The sequence below is a fragment of the Microbacterium phycohabitans genome, assembly GCF_032464935.1.
Taxonomy (GTDB): domain Bacteria; phylum Actinomycetota; class Actinomycetes; order Actinomycetales; family Microbacteriaceae; genus Microbacterium; species Microbacterium phycohabitans.
The window spans coordinates 129,749-148,006 of record NZ_JAWDIT010000003.1; the positions used below are offsets into that span (position 1 = coordinate 129,749).

The 18,258-nt window shown below is 70.5% G+C and carries 16 protein-coding genes and 1 tRNA gene; all 17 read right to left on the reverse strand.

Going from position 1 to position 18,258, the window contains the following annotated elements:
- Positions 1 to 13 precede the first annotated feature (13 nt).
- Positions 14 to 94: transfer RNA gene (locus RWH44_RS09210), tRNA-Leu, on the reverse strand.
- A gap of 77 nt (positions 95 to 171) precedes the next feature.
- Positions 172 to 1,617: a pyruvate kinase gene (pyk, locus tag RWH44_RS09215; protein WP_298872950.1), complete on the reverse strand. Its 1,446-nt coding sequence runs from the start codon at positions 1,615 to 1,617 to the stop codon at positions 172 to 174.
- A gap of 55 nt (positions 1,618 to 1,672) precedes the next feature.
- On the reverse strand, positions 1,673 to 3,139 hold the full coding sequence (locus RWH44_RS09220; protein WP_316004358.1) for a glutamate synthase subunit beta: 1,467 nt from the start codon (positions 3,137 to 3,139) through the stop codon (positions 1,673 to 1,675).
- Positions 3,132 to 7,709 carry a glutamate synthase large subunit gene (gltB, locus tag RWH44_RS09225; protein WP_316004359.1) on the reverse strand — a complete coding sequence of 1,526 codons (4,578 nt, stop codon included), beginning with the start codon at positions 7,707 to 7,709 and terminating at the stop codon, positions 3,132 to 3,134. The genes RWH44_RS09220 and gltB overlap by 8 nt, the downstream gene beginning before the upstream one ends.
- A gap of 52 nt (positions 7,710 to 7,761) precedes the next feature.
- On the reverse strand, positions 7,762 to 8,766 hold the full coding sequence (gene lgt / locus RWH44_RS09230) for a prolipoprotein diacylglyceryl transferase (RefSeq protein ID WP_316004360.1): 1,005 nt from the start codon (positions 8,764 to 8,766) through the stop codon (positions 7,762 to 7,764).
- 10 nt (positions 8,767 to 8,776) lie between these two features.
- The gene (gene trpA / locus RWH44_RS09235; RefSeq protein ID WP_298872946.1) at positions 8,777 to 9,568 is read right to left on the reverse strand and encodes a tryptophan synthase subunit alpha; all 792 of its coding nucleotides are present in this window, start codon (positions 9,566 to 9,568) and stop codon (positions 8,777 to 8,779) included.
- A complete protein-coding gene (gene trpB, locus RWH44_RS09240; RefSeq protein WP_298872945.1) occupies positions 9,565 to 10,908 on the reverse strand; it encodes a tryptophan synthase subunit beta in 1,344 nt (447 codons plus the stop codon). The genes trpA and trpB overlap by 4 nt, the downstream gene beginning before the upstream one ends.
- The gene (trpC, locus tag RWH44_RS09245) at positions 10,905 to 11,681 is read right to left on the reverse strand and encodes an indole-3-glycerol phosphate synthase TrpC (RefSeq protein WP_316004361.1); all 777 of its coding nucleotides are present in this window, start codon (positions 11,679 to 11,681) and stop codon (positions 10,905 to 10,907) included. The genes trpB and trpC overlap by 4 nt, the downstream gene beginning before the upstream one ends.
- 2 nt (positions 11,682 to 11,683) lie before the next feature.
- Positions 11,684 to 11,914, reverse strand: a complete 231-nt coding sequence (locus RWH44_RS09250; RefSeq protein WP_298872943.1) for a DUF6704 family protein — start codon at positions 11,912 to 11,914, stop codon at positions 11,684 to 11,686.
- A 250-nt stretch (positions 11,915 to 12,164) separates the two neighbouring features.
- Positions 12,165 to 12,752, reverse strand: a complete 588-nt coding sequence (locus RWH44_RS09255; protein ID WP_298872942.1) for a Trp biosynthesis-associated membrane protein — start codon at positions 12,750 to 12,752, stop codon at positions 12,165 to 12,167.
- The gene (gene hisI, locus RWH44_RS09260; protein ID WP_076675490.1) at positions 12,752 to 13,090 is read right to left on the reverse strand and encodes a phosphoribosyl-AMP cyclohydrolase; all 339 of its coding nucleotides are present in this window, start codon (positions 13,088 to 13,090) and stop codon (positions 12,752 to 12,754) included. Before hisI ends, RWH44_RS09255 begins: the two co-directional genes overlap by 1 nt.
- Entirely contained in the window at positions 13,087 to 13,851 is a 765-nt protein-coding gene (hisF, locus tag RWH44_RS09265; RefSeq protein ID WP_316004362.1) for an imidazole glycerol phosphate synthase subunit HisF, read from the reverse strand. The genes hisI and hisF overlap by 4 nt, the downstream gene beginning before the upstream one ends.
- Complete coding sequence (gene hisG, locus RWH44_RS09270; RefSeq protein WP_316004363.1) at positions 13,851 to 14,693, reverse strand: ATP phosphoribosyltransferase; 843 nt, start codon at positions 14,691 to 14,693, stop codon at positions 13,851 to 13,853. The genes hisF and hisG overlap by 1 nt, the downstream gene beginning before the upstream one ends.
- Before the next feature lie 46 nt (positions 14,694 to 14,739).
- Entirely contained in the window at positions 14,740 to 15,003 is a 264-nt protein-coding gene (locus tag RWH44_RS09275; RefSeq protein ID WP_076675494.1) for a phosphoribosyl-ATP diphosphatase, read from the reverse strand.
- A gap of 164 nt (positions 15,004 to 15,167) precedes the next feature.
- Positions 15,168 to 15,839 (reverse strand): ribulose-phosphate 3-epimerase, encoded by a 672-nt coding sequence (gene rpe, locus RWH44_RS09280; RefSeq protein WP_298872939.1) that lies wholly within the window; start codon positions 15,837 to 15,839, stop codon positions 15,168 to 15,170.
- Between the two features lie 110 nt (positions 15,840 to 15,949).
- Positions 15,950 to 17,320 carry an RsmB/NOP family class I SAM-dependent RNA methyltransferase gene (locus tag RWH44_RS09285; protein WP_316004364.1) on the reverse strand — a complete coding sequence of 457 codons (1,371 nt, stop codon included), beginning with the start codon at positions 17,318 to 17,320 and terminating at the stop codon, positions 15,950 to 15,952.
- The gene (gene fmt / locus RWH44_RS09290; RefSeq protein ID WP_316004365.1) at positions 17,317 to 18,234 is read right to left on the reverse strand and encodes a methionyl-tRNA formyltransferase; all 918 of its coding nucleotides are present in this window, start codon (positions 18,232 to 18,234) and stop codon (positions 17,317 to 17,319) included. The genes RWH44_RS09285 and fmt overlap by 4 nt, the downstream gene beginning before the upstream one ends.
- Positions 18,235 to 18,258 lie beyond the last annotated feature (24 nt).

Below are 18,258 nucleotides of genomic sequence, written 5' to 3' on the forward strand. Positions count from 1 at the left end.
ATGCGATAGGGCGTACCGGTGGTGGGACTCGAACCCACACGTCTTTCGACAGAGCATTTTGAGTGCCCCGCGTCTGCCATTCCGCCACACCGGCAGGTGCTGCGTTCCCAATGTACCGGGCGGGAACGCGACACGACGCGCGCCGGGGTCACCGGCGCGCGTCGTGAGGGGTCAGACTTCCTGGTACCCGGGGGCCGCGCCGTGCACGGCGTCGCCCACGCGGTGCACGCGCAGGTCGTTCGTCGAACCGGCGATTCCGGGAGGGGAACCCGAGATGACGACGACCTTGTCGCCGACCTTGGCCAGGTCGTTGGTGAGCAGGTAGTCGTCGACCTGAAGGAACATCTTGTCGGTGTGCGACACGTGCTCCACCAGCGTCGAGCGCACGCCCCACGTCAGCGCGAGGCGACGGCGGATGCCGGGCTCCGGCGTGAACGCGATCATCGGGATGGTCGAGCGCAGGCGCGACATGCGACGGGCGGAGTCGCCCGACTCGGTGAAGACGCACAGGTACTTCGCCTCGACGAAGTCGGCGACCTCGACGGCGGCGAGCGTGATGGCGCCACCCTGCGTGCGGGGCTTGTTGGTCAGCGGCGCGATGCGCTCGAGACCGTGTTCCTCGGTGGACTCCACGATGCGGGCCATCGTCTCGACGACCACGACCGGGTAGGCGCCCACGCTGGTCTCGCCCGAGAGCATGACCGCGTCGGCGCCGTCGAGCACGGCGTTGGCGACGTCGGACGTCTCGGCGCGCGTGGGGACGGGGTTGGTGATCATCGACTCGAGCATCTGCGTCGCGACGATGACGGGCTTGGCCATGCGGCGCGCCAGCTCGACGGCCCGCTTCTGCACGATCGGCACGGCCTCGAGGGGAAGCTCGACGCCGAGGTCGCCACGGGCGACCATGATGCCGTCGAAGGCGTCGATGATCTCCTCGAGGTTGTCGACCGCCTGCGGCTTCTCGATCTTGGCGATGACGGGAACGTAGCGCCCCTCTTCGGCCATGATCTCGTGCACGCGCTCGATGTCCTTGGCATCCCGGACGAACGAGAGGGCGATGAGGTCGGCGCCGGCGTTCAGGCCCCAGCGGAGGTCGGACTCGTCCTTCTCGCTCAGGGCGGGGACGTTCACGGCCACTCCGGGCAGGTTGATGCCCTTGTTGTTCGACACGGGGCCGCCGACGATGACCTTGGTGGTCACGACGGTGCCGTCGGTCTCGACGACCTCGACGCGCACCTTGCCGTCGTCGATCAGGAGGAAGTCTCCGGGGCGGACGTCCTGGGGCAGGCCCTTGAACGTCGTGCCGACGATCTCCTTGGTGCCGAGGATGTCCTCGATCGTGATCTTGAAGATGTCGCCGGGGAGCAGGTCGTGGGGACCGTTCTCGAACTTGCCGAGGCGGATCTTGGGGCCCTGCAGGTCGACGAGCGCGGCCACCGGGCGACCGGCGTCCTCCGCTGCCTTCCGCACGTTGGCGAAGTTGGCGTCGTGCACGGAGTAATCTCCGTGGCTCAGGTTGAGGCGGGCGACGTCCACCCCGGCGTCGATGATGGCGCGAACCATCTCATACGACGACGTGGCGGGCCCGAGTGTTGCGACGATCTTGGCGCGTCTCATCCGTTTTCAAGCTCCGTGAGGATTTTCGGGAAGTGGCCGATCGGCCCTTGCCAGCTTAGGCGGGCAGGAGGCCGATGGCGACATCGGTCGGGCGCACCGGCGCGGGGAGCACCGTTTCGCCCATGAGGAAGGTGTCGACCTCGGCGGCGGCCGCGCGGCCCTCGGCGATGGCCCACACGATGAGGGACTGTCCGCGTCCCGCATCGCCGGCGACGAAGACGCCCGGCGACGTGGTGGCATAGGTCGCGTCGCGCTCGACGTTGCCGCGGTCGGTGAACCGCGCACCGAGCTGGCTCTCGAGCAGTTCGCGCTCGGGGCCGGTGAAGCCCATCGCGATGAGCACGAGGTCGGCGGGGATCTCGCGCTCGGTGCCGCTCTTGGGCACGCGACGGCCGTCGACGTACTCCGTCTCGGCCACGCGCAGCGCGCGCACCTCTCCCGCGGCGTTGCCGAGGAACTCCACGGTGGAGGCGAGGAACGTGCGCTCTCCGCCCTCTTCGTGAGCGGATGCCATCTCGAACAGGTTCGGCATCATCGGCCACGGCTGCTCGGCCGGGCGCTCGGAGGGCGGCTGCTTGCCGATCGCGAGGTTGGTGACGCTGAGCGCTCCCTGGCGGTGGGCGGTTCCGATGCAGTCCGCGCCGGTGTCGCCACCGCCGATGACGACGACGTGCTTGCCCTCGGCCGAGATCTGCTGCGGCACCTGATCGCCCGCGACGGCCTTGTTGCCCTCGACGAGGTACTCCATGGCGTAGTGCACGCCGTCGAGGTCGCGCCCCGGGATGGCGAGGTCGCGCGGCACGGTGGAGCCCGTGGCCACCACGACGGCGTCGTAGCGGGCGCGCAGGTCGCTCCACGAGATGTCCTTGCCGATCTCGACCCCCGCGCGGAAGCGGGTGCCCTCGGCCTGCATCTGACGCAGGCGCAGCTCGAGGTGGCGCTTCTCCATCTTGAAGTCCGGGATGCCGTAGCGCAGCAGTCCGCCGATGCGGTCGTCGCGCTCGAAGACGGCGACCGTGTGACCGGCGCGCGTCAGCTGCTGGGCCGCGGCGAGGCCGGCGGGCCCGGAGCCGACGACCGCGACGGTCTTGCCCGTCAGACGCTCCGGCGGCTCGGGCTCGACCCAGCCGTTGCCGAACGCCTCGTCGATGATCGAGACCTCGACCTGCTTGATCGTCACGGCCGGCTGGTTGATGCCGAGAACGCACGAGCTCTCGCACGGCGCGGGGCACAGGCGTCCGGTGAACTCCGGGAAGTTGTTCGTCGCGTGCAGGCGCTCGATCGCGGCTCGCCCTTCCCCGCGCCACGTGAGGTCGTTCCACTCGGGGATCAGGTTGCCGAGCGGGCAGCCCTTGTGGCAGAACGGGATGCCGCAGTCCATGCAGCGGCCGGCCTGGCGCTTGATGACGGCCGAATCACCCGGCTCGTACACCTCTTTCCAGTCCATGATGCGCACGGGCACCGGTCGACGCTTCGGGAGCTCGCGCTCCGTGGTCTTGAGAAAGCCCTTCGGGTCAGCCACCCGTCACCTCCAGAATGCGCTTCCAGACGACGTCGCCGTCGGGGTCGAGCCCCTCGGTGACCGCCTCCTGGCGGGTCTGCAGCACGGCGGCGTAGTCGCGCGGCAGCACCCGGACGAAGTTGTCCACCTCGACCTCGAAGTCGTCGAGCAGACGACGGGCGAGGGTGGAATCGGTCTCCGCGACGTGCTTTTCGAGCAGGTCGCGGAGGATCTCGGCATCCCCCGATCCGAGGGCGCCGAGGACGAGCTCACCGGATGCCATGGCTTCGCGGTTCACCTTGTCGCGGTCGAGCTTGTAGACGTAGGCCTGTCCGCCCGACATGCCGGCGCCCAGGTTGCGGCCCGTGGCCCCGAGGATCACGGCGAGACCGCCCGTCATGTACTCCAGCGCGTGGTCGCCCACGCCCTCCACGACCGCCGTCGCACCCGAGTTGCGGACGAGGAAGCGCTCGCCCACGACGCCGTTCAGGAACATCTGCCCCTGGGTGGCGCCGTAGCCGATGACGTTTCCGGCGATGACGTTCTCGGAGGCCGCGAACGTCGAGCCGCGCGGCGGGCGCACCACGATCGTGCCGCCCGACAGGCCCTTGCCGACGTAGTCGTTCGAGTCGCCCTCGAGCCGCAGCGTGATGCCCGCGGGCATGAACGCGCCGAACGACTGTCCGGCCGAGCCGGTCAGGCGCACGTCGATCGAGTTCTCGGGCAGTCCGTGCTCGCCCCGCGCCTTGGTGACGTGGTGTCCGAGCATCGTCCCGACCGCGCGCGCGGTGTTGCGGATGGGCAGATCGATGGTGAGCTGACCGCCGTTGGCGATGACGTCCTGCGCGCGCTCGATGAGCTGCACGTCGAAGTGCTCCTCGAGCTCGTGGTCCTGATTGCGGGCGTGGCGGCGCGGCTCGTCGTCGGCGAAGCGGGGACCCTCGAGGATCGGTGCGAGGTTGAGGCCTCGCGCCTTCCAGTGCTGGATCGCCTCGTTGGCATCCAGCAGCTCCGAGCGGCCCACGATCTCGTCGATCGAGCGGTAGCCCATCGCGGCGAGGTACTCGCGCACCTCCTGGGCGATGAACTCCATGAAGTTGACGATGTACTCGGCCTTGCCGGTGAAGCGCTGGCGCAGCACCGGGTTCTGCGTCGCGACGCCCACGGGGCAGGTGTCGAGGTGGCAGACGCGCATCATGATGCAGCCCGAGACCACCAACGGCGCGGTGGCGAAGCCGAACTCCTCGGCCCCCAGCAGCGCACCGATGATCACGTCGCGACCGGTCTTCATCTGACCGTCGACCTGTACGACCACGCGGTCGCGCATGCCGTTGAGCATGAGCGTCTGCTGCGTCTCGGCGAGACCGAGCTCCCACGGGGTGCCCGCGTGCTTGAGCGAGTTCATGGGGCTCGCGCCCGTTCCTCCGTCTTGTCCGGAGACCAGGATGACGTCGCTCAGCGCCTTGGCGACACCCGCCGCGACCGCACCGATACCCGACTGGCTGACCAGCTTGGTGTGGATGCGGGCCTTGGGGTTGGCGCGCTTAAGGTCGAAGATCAGCTGCTTGAGGTCTTCGATCGAGTAGATGTCGTGGTGCGGGGGCGGCGAGATGAGTCCCACGCCCGCGGTCGCGTGACGGGTGCGCGCCACCCACGGGTACACCTTGGTCGGGGGCAGCTGACCGCCCTCGCCGGGCTTGGCGCCCTGGGCGAGTTTGATCTGGATGTCGTCGGCCTCGGTGAGGTACAGGCTCGTCACGCCGAATCGACCGGATGCCACCTGCTTGATGGCGCTGCGGCGCTCGGGGTCGAGCAGACGGTCGACGTCTTCTCCGCCCTCACCGGTGTTGCTCTTGCCGCCGATCCGGTTCATCGCGACGGCGAGCACCTCGTGCGCCTCCTTCGAGATGGAGCCGTAGCTCATCGCACCCGTGGAGAAGCGCTTGACGATGGCCGAGACGGGCTCGACCTCGTCGATCGGCACGGCCGGACGCAGACCCGTGCGCAGACCGAACAGTCCGCGGAGGGTCTTCAGCTCGTGCGCCTGGTCGTCGATCAGCTGCGTGTACTCGCGGAAGATGTCGTACCGGCGCTCGCGCGTGGCGTGCTGCAGGCGGAACACCGTGTCGGGGTTGAACAGGTGCGGGGCGCCGTCGCGACGCCACTGGTACTCGCCGCCGGTCCACAGGCGCTCGTGCGCGCGCGCCGCGGCATCCTGCGGGTAGGCGTACTCGTGGCGCGCGGCGTTCTCGGCCGCGATGACGTCGAGTCCCACACCGCCGAGCTTGGACTCGGTGCCGGTGAAGTAGGCCTCGACGAAGTCGCGCGACAGACCCACGGCCTCGAACACCTGGGCGCCGGCGTACGACGACACCGTGGAGATGCCCATCTTCGACATGATCTTCAGCACGCCCTTGCCGAGCGCGTAGATCAGGTTCTTGACGGCCTTCTCGGGCGTGATGTTCGTGATGAAGCCCGCGCGCACGAGGTACTCGACGGTCTCCATCGCCAGGTACGGGTTGACCGCCGAGGCTCCGTAGCCGATGAGGGTGGCCACGTGGTGCACCTCGCGCACGTCGCCGGCCTCGACGACCAGACCCACCTTCATGCGGGTCTCTTTGCGGATGAGGTGGTGGTGCACCGCCGCGAGCATGAGCAGCGAGGGGATGGGCGCCAGGTCTTTGTTGGAGTCGCGGTCGCTGAGCACGATGAACTCGGCGCCGTCTTCGATGGCCTGGTCGACCTCGGTGCACATCTGCGTGAGGCGCTTCTGCAGCCCCTTGTGCCCGGCCTCGACGCGGTACAGGCCGCGGATCGTCACCGACGACCGCCCGGGCAGGGCGGTGTCGATGTGCTGGATCTTGGCGAGCTCGTCGTTGTCGATGACGGGGAAGTCGAGCGTGACCGTGCGCGTGTGGTCGGGACCCCAGTCGAGCAGGTTGCGCTCGGGGCCGAGCCCCAGCGACAGCGAGGTCACGACCTCTTCGCGGATCGAGTCGAGCGGCGGGTTGGTGACCTGCGCGAACTGCTGCGAGAAGTAGTCGAACAGCAGGCGCGGGCGGTCGCTGAGCACCGCGACCGGCGCGTCGCTTCCCATGGCGCCGAGAGGCTCGACGCCGCCCTGGCCCATCGGGGTGAGCAGGATGCGCACCTCTTCTTCGGTGTAGCCGAAGGTGCGCTGGCGACGCGTGATCGAGGCGATGGGGTGCACGATGTGCTCGCGCTCGGGCAGCTCGCTGAGCTTCACCCGGCCCTTGTCGACCCACTCGCCCCACGGCTCGAGGGAGGCGAGCTGCGCCTTGATCTCGGCGTCGTCGACGATGCGGCGCGCGGCGGTGTCGACGAGGAACATGCGACCCGGCTGCAGACGACCGCGGCGCTTGATGCGCTCAGGGGCGAAGTCGAGCACACCCGTCTCGGAACCGATCACGACGAGGCCATCGGTCGTCTCGGTCCAGCGGCCGGGGCGCAGACCGTTGCGGTCGAGCGTGGCGCCCACGAGCGTGCCGTCGGTGAAGATGAGCGCGGCGGGGCCGTCCCAGGGCTCCATCTGCATGGAGTGGTAGTCGTAGAAGGCGCGCAGGTCGGGGTCGATCGTCGCCTGCTTCTCGTAGGCCTCCGGCACCATCATCATGATGGCGTGCGGGAGGCTCCGACCGGTGAGGGTCAGCAGCTCGAGGACCTCGTCGAAGGATGCCGAGTCGCTGGCGCCCTCGGTGCAGATGGGCAGCAGCGGGCGCACGTCGCCGATGAGCTCGGATTCGAGCTGCGACTGACGCGCGCGCATCCAGTTGCGGTTGCCCTTGACGGTGTTGATCTCGCCGTTGTGCGCGAGCATGCGCAGCGGCTGCGCGAGCGGCCAGGAGGGGAACGTGTTCGTGGAGTAGCGCGAGTGCACGACGGCCAGCTCGGAAGCGAACCGCTCGTCCTGCAGGTCGGGGTAGAACGGCTCGAGCTGCAGCGTCGTGACCATGCCCTTGTAGCCGAGGGTGCGGCTCGACAGCGAGACGAAGTAGGCCTCGAGCTCGTGACGCGCGCGCTTGCGGAGACGGTACACGCGGCGGTCGAGCGCGATGCCCGACAGCGCAGGCTGGTCGCCGACGGCCGGCCGCGACACGAACAGCTGCTCGAAGGCGGGACGGGCCTCGTACGCGAGCTTGCCGAGGTTCTCGGGCTCGACGGGGACCTCACGCCATCCGAGCACCTCGAGGTTCTCGTGGCGGGCGATCTCTTCGATCCCGGCCTTCATCGCGACACGCTCGTCGTGTCCGAGGGGCAGGAACACCATTCCGGCGGCGTACTCCCCCACCGGCGGCAGGTCGAAGTCGACGACGGCGCGGAGGAACGCATCCGGCATCTGCGTCAGGATGCCGGCACCGTCTCCGGTGCCCGCGTCGGAGCCGATCGCGCCGCGGTGCTCGAGGTTGCGCAGCGCGGTCAGCGCCAGGTCGATGATGTCGTGACCGGCTTCGCCGCGGAGAGTGGCGACCATGGCGAGGCCACAGGCGTCTTTCTCGAACGACGGGTCGTACATTCCCTGTCGGGCGGGGAATGCTCCTCCGACGGTGTCGGAGCGCAGGCTGGAAGCCATATCAACCGTCCTCACGTTGATGCTTCGAATGGGACGACGTCGGCCCAGAGTGTTAGTTCGTGGCGGGGCTGCTTGTGGCGCTGGTGCCGACGGTGTCGTTCGTCGCGGGCGGCTCGCTCACGTCGACGAAGTCAGAGGGGTCGCCTGAGTCTACAGCCCCCGGAGCCTTCGACTCGCGCCCGGGCACGTACGGCGACGGCTCGAGACCGTGGTGACGACGCGACTGCACGACGAAGATGACGATGCCGAGGATCACGCCGAAGATCGCGGCCCAGACGTTCGTGCGCAGGCCCAGGATGATGTCGCTGGGGTCGATGCGGATGGATTCCCAGACGATACGGCCGGCGCTGTACCAGACGAGGTAGATCGCGAACTGCTTGCCCCACTGCAGCGTGAACCGCTTGCCGACGTACAGGATGACGGCTGCGCCCAGCAGGTTCCAGATGACCTCGTAGAGGAAAGTCGGCTGGAAAAGCGTGCCGGCTGGCAGTCCGACGGGGATGGCCGAGTTGCCGGCGGCGATCTCCAGGCCCCACGGCAGGTCGGTGGGCTGACCGAAGAGCTCCTGGTTGAACCAGTTGCCGAAGCGGCCCATCGCCTGGGCGATGATGAGTCCCGGCGCGAGCGCGTCGGCGAACGTCCAGAAGCGGATGCCGGTCCACCGGCATCCGAGGATCGCGCCGATGGCGCCGCCGATGAGGGCGCCGTAGATGGCGATGCCGCCCTCCCAGATGGCCCACACCGACCCCGGCTGGGTGATGTTCCACGGGTTCGAGCCGGGGCCGAAGTAGAAGCCTAGGTGCGTGACGACGTGGTAGATGCGCGCCACGATGATCGCGAGCGGCACCGCCAGCAGGCAGATGTCGATGACGACCCACTTCTCGGCGCCGCGACGCGTCAGCCGGGCGTTCGTGAGGAGCACCGCGACGATGATGCCCGCGACGATGCACAGGGCATAGAAGTGGATGCGGAGCGGACCGAGATCGACGTAGGAGATCGACGGACTCGGAATGCTGGAGAGCACGCCGGAGGCGGCGCTCGAGAGGGCGAACGTCATGCAGACGAGTCTAGGCGCGCTGAACGGCGCCCGCGGACAGCTCCCTCGCGAGCGAGGAGAGGCCCTCGACACCGCCGTCGCGGAGCGCCTTGACCAGCGCGGTGCCGACGATCGCGCCGTCGGCGTACTCCACGACGCCGGCGACCTGCTCGGCGTTCGAGATGCCGATGCCCACGCACGCGTGCTGCGCCCCGAACGCCCGGAGGCGCTCGACGAGACCGCGGGCGGCGGCGTCGAGTGAGGCCCGCTCCCCCGTGATGCCCATGGTCGAGACCGTGTACACGAAGCCCGTGGAGGCGTCGACGATCATCTTCAGACGCTCGTCGGATGAGGTGGGCGCGGCCAGGAACACGCGGTCGAGACCGGTGCGCTCGCTCGCGGTGATCCACGCGGCGCCGGCGTCGGGGGTGATGTCGGGCGTGATGAGGCCCGCACCGCCTGCGGCGACCAGCTCGTCGGCGTAGCGGTCGACGCCGTACTGCTCGACGAGGTTCCAGTAGGTCATCACGAGGATCGGCACGTCGGTGCGCGCCGTGACCTCGCGGATGATCGTGAAGAGGTCGCGCATGCGGAAGCCGTTGGCCAGGGCCGTCTGCGTCGCCTCCTGGATGACGAGTCCGTCCATGACGGGATCGCTGTAGGGCGGGCCGAGCTCGATGACGTCGGCTCCCGCCTCTGCGAGGGCGACGGCCGCCTCGATGCTGGTGGCGACGTCGGGGAAGCCGGCGGGCAGATACCCGACGAACGCCCCGCGACCCTCCGCGTGGGCGGCGTCGATCGCCGCGGCGACGCGCGAGGTCACAGCTCGACCCCCGCACCACTCGCGGCGTCGGGCGCCGGCGCGACCTCGACCGGCGAACCGGGGGCGGATGCCACGGTGTCGGCGGCGCGCGTCTGCGCGCGTCCTTCGACGGTGTCCGGCGCGTGCTCCGCGTCGTAGAGGTCGAAGTAGCGGGCGGCGGTGTCCATGTCTTTGTCGCCGCGACCGGACAGGTTGATCGCGATGACGGCATCCGGGCCCAGCTCGCGTCCGATGCGCAGGGCACCGGCGAGGGCGTGGGCGGACTCGATGGCGGGGATGATGCCCTCGGTGCGCGACAGCAGACGGAGGGCCTGCATGGCCTCGTCGTCGGTGGCCGGGATGTACTGCGCGCGGCCGATGTCGGCGAGCCACGCGTGCTCGGGTCCGACGCCGGGGTAGTCGAGGCCGGCGGAGATCGAGTGCGACTCGGTCGTCTGGCCGTCTTCGTCCTGCAGAACGTAGGTGCGCGCACCGTGGAGCACGCCCGGGCGTCCGCGGCCGATGGATGCCGCGTGCTTGGGCGTGTCGACGCCGTCGCCGGCCGCCTCGACGCCGTAGAGGGCCACGCCCTCGTCGTCGAGGAAGGCGTCGAACATGCCGATGGCGTTGGATCCGCCGCCCACGCACGCGAAGACGGCATCCGGGAGGCGACCGAGGCGCTCGAGGAACTCGGCGCGCGTCTCTTCGCCGATGATCTTCTGGAAGTCGCGCACCATCGCGGGGAACGGGTGCGGGCCCGCGGCGGTGCCGAAGATGTAGTTCGTGGTCTCGACGGAGGCGACCCAGTCGCGGTACGCCTCGTTGATCGCGTCCTTCAGGGTGCGCGACCCCGTCGTGACCGGGACGACCTCGGCGCCCAGCAGGCGCATGCGCGCGACGTTCAGCGCCTGGCGCTCGGTGTCGACCTCGCCCATGTAGACGACGCACTCGAGGCCGAACAGGGCGGCGGCCGTCGCGGTGGCCACTCCGTGCTGGCCGGCTCCGGTCTCGGCGATGACCCGTGTCTTACCGAGACGCTTGGTGAGCAGGGCCTGCCCGAGAACGTTGTTGATCTTGTGCGATCCGGTGTGGTTCAGGTCTTCGCGCTTGAGGAACACGCGGGCCCCGCCGGCGTGCTCCGCGAACCGCGGAACCTCGGTGAGCGCGGAAGGGCGACCGGCGTAGTCGTGCAGCAGGGCGCGCAGCTCGGCGTGGAACTCCGGGTCGGCCATCGCCGACTCGTAGACCGCGGTGAGCTCGTCGATCGCCGCGATGAGCGACTCGGGCATGTAGCGGCCACCGAAGTCGCCGAAGAACGGCCCCTTCTGATCGCGCAGCTTCTGGTCGGGAACGGTGGTCATGACGTCTCCTGGAGGAAGGCGCGGAGCGTGGCGACGGGATCGCCGGTCACGAGGGCCTCGCCCACGAGGACGACGTCTGCCCCCGCGGCGCGGTAGTGGGCGACGTCGGCGGGGGCGAGGACGGCGGACTCGGCGATCTTGATCGCGTCGGCCGGGAAGCGGTCGGCGAGCGAACCGAACAGGTCGCGGTCGAGCTCGAACGTCGACAGGTTGCGGGCGTTGACGCCGATGAGCTTCGCGCCCAGCTCGGACGCGCGCTCGAGTTCGTCGGCCGAGTGGGTCTCGACGAGAGCCGTCATGCCGAGGTCTGTGACCATCGCGTACAGCTCGGTCAGCGTCTTCTGGTCGAGCGCGGCGACGATCAACAGCACGACGTCGGCGCCCGAGGCGCGCGCCTCGAGCACCTGGTACGGCGTGGCGATGAAGTCCTTGCGCAGCACCGGGACGCTCACCGCGGCGCGGACGGCCTCGAGGTCGGCCAGGCTGCCCTTGAACTTGCGGCCCTCGGTGAGCACCGAGATCGCCGACGCCCCGCCCTCCTCGTACAGCCGCGCCTGTCGCGCGGGGTCGGGAATCGAGGCGAGGTCGCCGCGCGAGGGGCTCGCGCGCTTGACCTCGGCGATGACCTTCACGCGATCGGCGGGGGCCAGCATGGCCAGCGCATCACGCGCCGGGGTCTGCGCGAGGGCATCGCGTTCGACGTCCGCGAGCGGGCGCGACTGGGCGCGCTGCTCGGCATCCTCCACCGCTCCGGCCGTCAGATCGGCCAGCACGGTCAGTGCGCCTTCGGGTTGGACTTCGCGCCGCCTGCGCCGTAACCGGCCTTGGTCATGGCCCAGCCGACGATCGCACCGACCACGAGCAGACCCACCGACGCCCACACGAGCACCGGCATGTCGAGCCAGAAGAACAGCGTGCCGAGCGTGAAGGCGACGAGCATGATGATCACGGCCGTCCAGGCGGCGGGCGAGTGTCCGTGGCCGGGATCGCCGATGGGGTTGCTCATGGGACTCCTAACAGTCGCGCGCGGGCGCGGGGGAAAGCTTTGGTCCAGTCTATCGAAGCGCGGTGCGCCTCTCCCGCCGTCGTCTCGATGTCGCGACGTCGGTCTCAGGCGGTGGGGTGGCCCCGCGGCGATGCCGCCGAGAAACGGTGCGTCTGTCGAGACATGCGTCGTCGCGCGGTGTCTCGGCAGGATCGGCGTTTCTCGCGAGGGAGAGCCCAACGGGAACGGACCCAGCCCGGCACGCGTGTGCTCAGGCGGTGGGGTCGTCGCCGCGGGAGAGGTCGTCCCATGAGTCGATCGCGTCGTGCGGGCGACCCGTGGCGGTGCCGGCCTCCTCGGCCGTGCGGTACTTCCGGCTCGCGCCCGAGGCCCAGCGCCGGGCGGTCACCAGCGTGAAGACGGCGGCGGCCGCGAGCACGACCTGGGCCAGCAGCGTCACGGCCGGCCACGGCGTCAGCGACAGGCCCGTCACGAGAGAGGCGACGGCATCCGTCCCCGAGATCCCCGTCGCCTCGGTCACGGCCGCCGCCGTCGCCGACACGGGCGTCGCGAACAGCAGCTGCGCGGTGCCGACACCCACGAGCACCGCGATCAGGATGCCGAGCACGCCGAAGAGGTAGCGCAGCACCGGGCCGACGATCGACAGCGCGGCCCCGAGGGCCAGGGCGGCCAGACTCAGCGGGGTGAGCACCGGGAGCGCATCGGCTCCGGCCACCGCGATCGTCTGCTGGGCGCCGTCGTCGAGGGTGACGTCGATCCAGGTCTGGGTCGACGCGATCACGCCGATCGCTCCGGCCAGGAGCATCGCCAGCACCGCCGTGGAGCGGGCGCGGCGCATCAGCGCTCCCCCACGACCGGGTGCAGGTCGTCGGCGTCGAAGCACGTGTGGTCGCCGGTGTGGCACGCGGCGCCCACCTGGTCGACCTCGATGAGCAGCGTGTCGCCGTCGCAGTCGAGGCGCGCGCCCTTGACGATCTGGATGTGGCCGGAGGTGTCGCCCTTGCGCCAGTACTCCTGGCGCGAGCGCGACCAGAAGGTGACGCGGCCGGTGGTGAGCGTGCGGTTCAGGGCCTCGGCATCCATCCAGCCGACCATGAGCACCTCGCGCGAGTCGAACTGCTGGATCACCGCGGCGACCAGGCCGTCGGCGTCGTATTTCACACGGTCGACGCTCATCGGCGCACCTCGATCCCTTCGGCGGCCATGGCGTCTTTGACCTGTCCCACGGTGAGCTGGCCGGAGTGGAACACCGACGCCGCGAGCACGGCGTCGGCACCTGCCTGGACGGCCGGAGCGAAGTGCTCGAGAGAACCCGCTCCCCCCGAGGCGATCACGGGGACCGCGGCGACCTGACGCATGAGACGGACGAGCTCGAGGTCGAAGCCCTGCTTCGTGCCGTCGGCGTCGATGGAGTTGACCAGCAGCTCCCCCGCTCCACGCTCGACGGCCTCGCGCGCCCACTCGAGGGCGTCGAGGGTCGTCTCGGTGCGTCCGCCGTGGGTGGTCACGACGAAGCCGGAGGGAGTGGATGCCGCGCGCTTGACGTCGAGCGAGAGCACGATCACCTGCGCGCCGAAACGGTCGGCGATCTCGTCGATCAGGGCGGGGCGGGCGATGGCGGCGGAGTTGACACCGATCTTGTCGGCGCCGACCGCGAGGAGTCGGGCGACGTCGTCGCTCGAGCGCACTCCCCCGCCGACGGTGAGCGGGATGAAGACCTGCTCGGCGGTACGGCGGACGACGTCGTAGGTCGTCGAGCGCTCGTCGACGGTGGCGGTGACGTCGAGGAACGTGACCTCGTCGGCGCCCTGGTCGAAGTAGAGCTTCGCGAGCTCGACCGGATCGCCCATGTCGCGCAGGTCGAGGAAGTTCACGCCCTTCACGACGCGGCCGGCGGCGACGTCGAGGCACGGGATGACGCGACGCGCGAGGGTCATCAGAGCCTCGCGGCGAGGATCTCGGTGACGAGGATCGCGCGCGCGCCGATCGCGTAGAGCGCGTCCATGACCTGGTTGACGTCGCGGCGCGGGCTCATGACTCGCACGGCGACCCACTCGGGGTCGCGCAGCGGCGAGATCGTGGGCGACTCCAGACCCGGTGCGACGGCGACGGCCTGCTCGACGAGGGCGGCGGGAAGGTCGTAGTCGATGAGGACGTACTTGCGGGCGGCGAGCACGCCGCGCAGGCGACGCAGGAGCGTCTCGGTGCCCTCGGCCTCCTGCGGACCGGCGATGAGCACGGCATCCGACTCGAGGAGGACGGGCCCGAAGATCTCGAGCCCCGCCTGACGCAGGGTGGTGCCGGTGGAGACGACGTCGGCCACGGCATCCGCCACTCCGAGCTGCACGGCGGACTCGACCGCGCCGTCGAGCGGCACGATGTCGACGGCGATGCCGCGCTCGTCGAGGAAGGCGTCGACCAGGCCCGGGTAGGCGGTGGCGACGCGCAGACCCTGCAGGTCGGCGACGTCGGTGAAGCGGCCGGGGCGGCCGGCGAAACGGAACGTGGAGCCGGCGAAGCCGAGCGACTCGACCTCGCGGGCGCCGGGCATCCGCGCGTCGAGCAGCAGGTCGCGGCCCGTGATGCCGACGTCCAGGGCGCCGGAGCCGACGTAGGTCGCGATGTCACGGGGGCGGAGGTAGAAGAACTCGACCTCGTTGACGGGGTCGACGGTGTAGAGGTCTTTCGAGTCGCGTCGTCCGGTGTAACCGGCCTCCGAGAGCATCTCGGCGGCGGTCTCGGCGAGCGACCCCTTGTTCGGCACGGCGATTCGCAGCATGACGGGGGCTTTCGTGGTTCGTGGGGGCGGGGAGGGAGAGCGCTGCTCAGAGATGTCGGTAGACGTCCTGCAGCGACAGGCCCTTCGCGAGCATGAGCGTCTGGAGGTGGTAGAGCAGCTGCGAGATCTCCTCGGCCGCGGCCTCGTCGGACTCGTACTCGGCGGCCATCCACACCTCGGCGGCCTCTTCGACGATCTTCTTGCCGATCGCGTGCACCCCGGCATCCAACTGCGCCACGGTGCCGGAGCCCTCGGGTCGCTCGACGGCCTTGGCGCTGAGTTCCGCGAACAGGTCGTCGAAGGTCTTCACGCTTCCAGGGTATCGGGTCGCGGGGGGTGGGGTTGTCGCGGGGTGCGGCCGACAGGGCCCGGCCTCGATAAACGCCGCTGCGTGCGAGACACGCGGAGAGACGGCGTTTCTCCGCAGGAACGGCGTTTATCGAGGTCGCGGCGGTGCCCTGAGCGGCGGCGCCGTCAGTGGCGGTGGCGGGCGGCGGAGGCGCGCAGCGACTGGATCGCGCGATCGGGGTCGTCGGCTCCGAACACCGCGGACCCGGCCACGAACGTGTCGGCCCCGGCTTCGGCGGCCTGGGCGATCGTGGACTCGCCGATACCGCCGTCGACCTGCAGCCAGACGCTCGATCCGCGGCGCTTCGCCTCATCGGCGAGGGCGCGCAGCTTGGGCATCGTCTCGGGCATGAACGACTGCCCGCCGAAGCCGGGCTCGACGGTCATCACGAGGATCTGGTCGAACTCGTTGAGCGAGTCGAAGAGGTTGTCCACGGGGGTGCCGGGCTTCACCGCCACCCCGGCGCGCGCGCCGATCGCGCGCAACTGCCGCGCGAGCGCGACCGGTGAGGCGGCCGCTTCGAGGTGGAAGGTGACGGATGCCGCGCCCAGCTCGGCATAGGCGGGAGCCCAACGGTCGGGGTCGTCGATCATGAGGTGCACGTCGAGGGGCACCGGGCTGGTGTCCTGGATGCGCCCCACCATCTGCGGCCCGAACGTGAGGTTGGGCACGAAGTGGTTGTCCATCACGTCGACGTGCACGAAGTCCGCGCCCGCGATGCGCGCGAGCTCGGCCTCCATGTTCACGAAGTCGGCGGCGAGGATGCTCGGGTTGATGCGGGGAGCGTCGATAGGCACCCGACCATTATGGGCGCGTTCACCGATTGCGTGAGTCGCCGGAAATCGTCGCTCCGATCCGGACAGAAGCGACGATTGCCGGCGACTCGCGCGGGGTGTTCGAACGCGACTCAGCGCTTGCGGAGCAGGGCGATCGACATGGCGTCGGTGCCGTGACGGTGCGGCCAGAGCTGGGCGCGCAGCGAGCCGTCGGCCTGGTCGGGCAGGTCGATGTCGTCGACCGCCACCTCGCGCACGACGGCACGCGCGTCGAGCTCCTCCACCTCGTCGCTGAGCGTCCGCATCACCTCGGCCAGCACGCCGGAGGTCTCGGCCAGGTGCGGGGAGCACGTGACGTACGCCACGACCCCGCCCGGCTTCAGGGCCTCGAACGCCGCGAGCACGAGCTCGAGCTGCAACGCGGTCAGGTCGGGCACATCGGCCGGCGTCTTTCGCCAGCGCGCCTCGGGACGACGGCGCAGGGCCCCGATCCCGGTGCACGGTGCGTCGACGAGGATGCGGTCGTACTCCCCCGCGGAGCGCGCCGCGCGCTCGCGCCCGTCCTCCTCGCTCACCTCGACCTCGAGCGGGACGGATGCCACGGCCTGCCGCACGAGTCCCGCCCGCGCCGGGGCGATCTCGTTGGCGTCCAGCCGGGCGCCGTGGGCGAGGGCCTCCGCGGCCAGGAGCGCGGTCTTGCCGCCGGGACCGGCGCACAGGTCGAGCCAGCGCTCCCCCTCGCGCACGGGAAGGGCTCGGCTGAGCGCCAGGGCGGCGAGCTGCGAACCCTCGTCCTGCACGCGGACCCGCCCGCCCGTTTCGCGGATGAGGTGCTCGGGGTCGCCCCCGCGCGTGGTGAACGCCGTCGGCGCGAAGCGGGCGGGCGTGGCGTCGTCCGGCACCTCGGCGAGACCCGGGAGCGCGATCATCGCCACGCGCGGAGCGACGTTGTCGGCCTCCAGTAGGCCGGGGAGCTCGTCGGCGCGTCCCTCGGCGGTCAGGGCGCGTCGGAGCGCCCGCACGATCCACACCGGGTGCGAGGTCGTGAGTCCGATGCGCTCGTCGTCGCTGCGCGCCCCCTCGGCGATGCGCTCCATCCAGTGCCCCGGGTTGTCGCGCGAGACGCGCCGCAGCACGGCGTTGGCGAAGCCCGCGGCTCCGCGTCCGCCCCCGTTGCGCCGAGCGAGCTCGACCGACTCGTTGACCGCCGCGTGCGAGGCCACGCGCGTGGACAGCAGCTGATGCACGCCGAGACGCAGCGCATCCAGCACCGCGGGATCGATGCGGTCGACCGTGCGGTCGGCGGCGATCGCGATGATCGCGTCGTACGTCCCGCGACGGCGAAGAGTGCCGTACGTCAACTCGGTCGCGAGCCCCGCGTCTTTGGCATCCAGCCCCTGCCGGGCGATCGCGTGCGGCAGCAGGAGGTTGGCGTAGGCCTCGTCACCCGAGACGGCGCGGAGCACCTCGTACGCGGCGGCGCGCGCTCCCTGCACGCTCATGCGCCGAGCACCGGCTGGTCGGTGCGCAGGCCCCGGAACCAGTCGCCCGCGTTCATGGCGCCCTTGCCGGCCGGCTGCACGCTCTCGAGCCGCAACGGAGAGGTGCCCGTGCCGACGAGGATCTCCTTTCCGGATGCCACGACCCGGCCGGGCGGCACGGGCGGCGCGTCGGACGCCGACGCGCGCAGCACCTTGAAGCGCGCGCCGTCGAAGCTCGTGTGGGCGCCGGGCTCGGGGGTGACGCCCGCGATCTGATGCAGGAGCGAGGCGGCATCCCGGGTCAGATCGAGCGCGCCGTCGTCGAGGGTGAGTTTGGGGGCCAGGGTGGGCTCCCCCGCCTGCGGGACGGCACGGGCGGTGCCGTCGGCGATGCCGTCGACCACGCGCGCGAGCAGGGGCGCGCCGATCACGGCCAGGGCGTCGAGCACATCGGCCGAGGTCGCCCCGGACGGCACGTCGTAGCGTTCCTCCGCGAAGACGTCTCCCGCGTCGAGCGCGGCGACGAGCTGGAACACGCTCGCACCCGTGACCTCGTCTCCCGCGATGAGGGCGCGCTGCACGGGGGCGGCTCCGCGCCACTTGGGCAGCAGCGAGAAGTGCAGGTTGATCCAGCCGTGACGGGGGGTCGACAGCAGGGGCTCGCGCACCAGTCCCCCGTACGCCACGATCACGCCGAGCTGCGGTTCGAGCGCGGCGATGCGGGCCGTGGCGTCGGCGTCGAGACGGTCGGCCTTGATCACGGGGAGGCCGAGCTCCTCGGCAGCCTGCGCCACGGGCGACGGCGTGAGGACGCGCTTGCGCCCAAGGGGGGCGTCGCCGCGCGTGACGACAGCGGCGATCTCGTGCGGACCGGATGCCAGGGCGCGAAGGGACGGGACGGCGACGGCGGGGGTACCGGCGAAGACGAGGCGCATGGTTCTCCTCTGACTCTCGGGGAC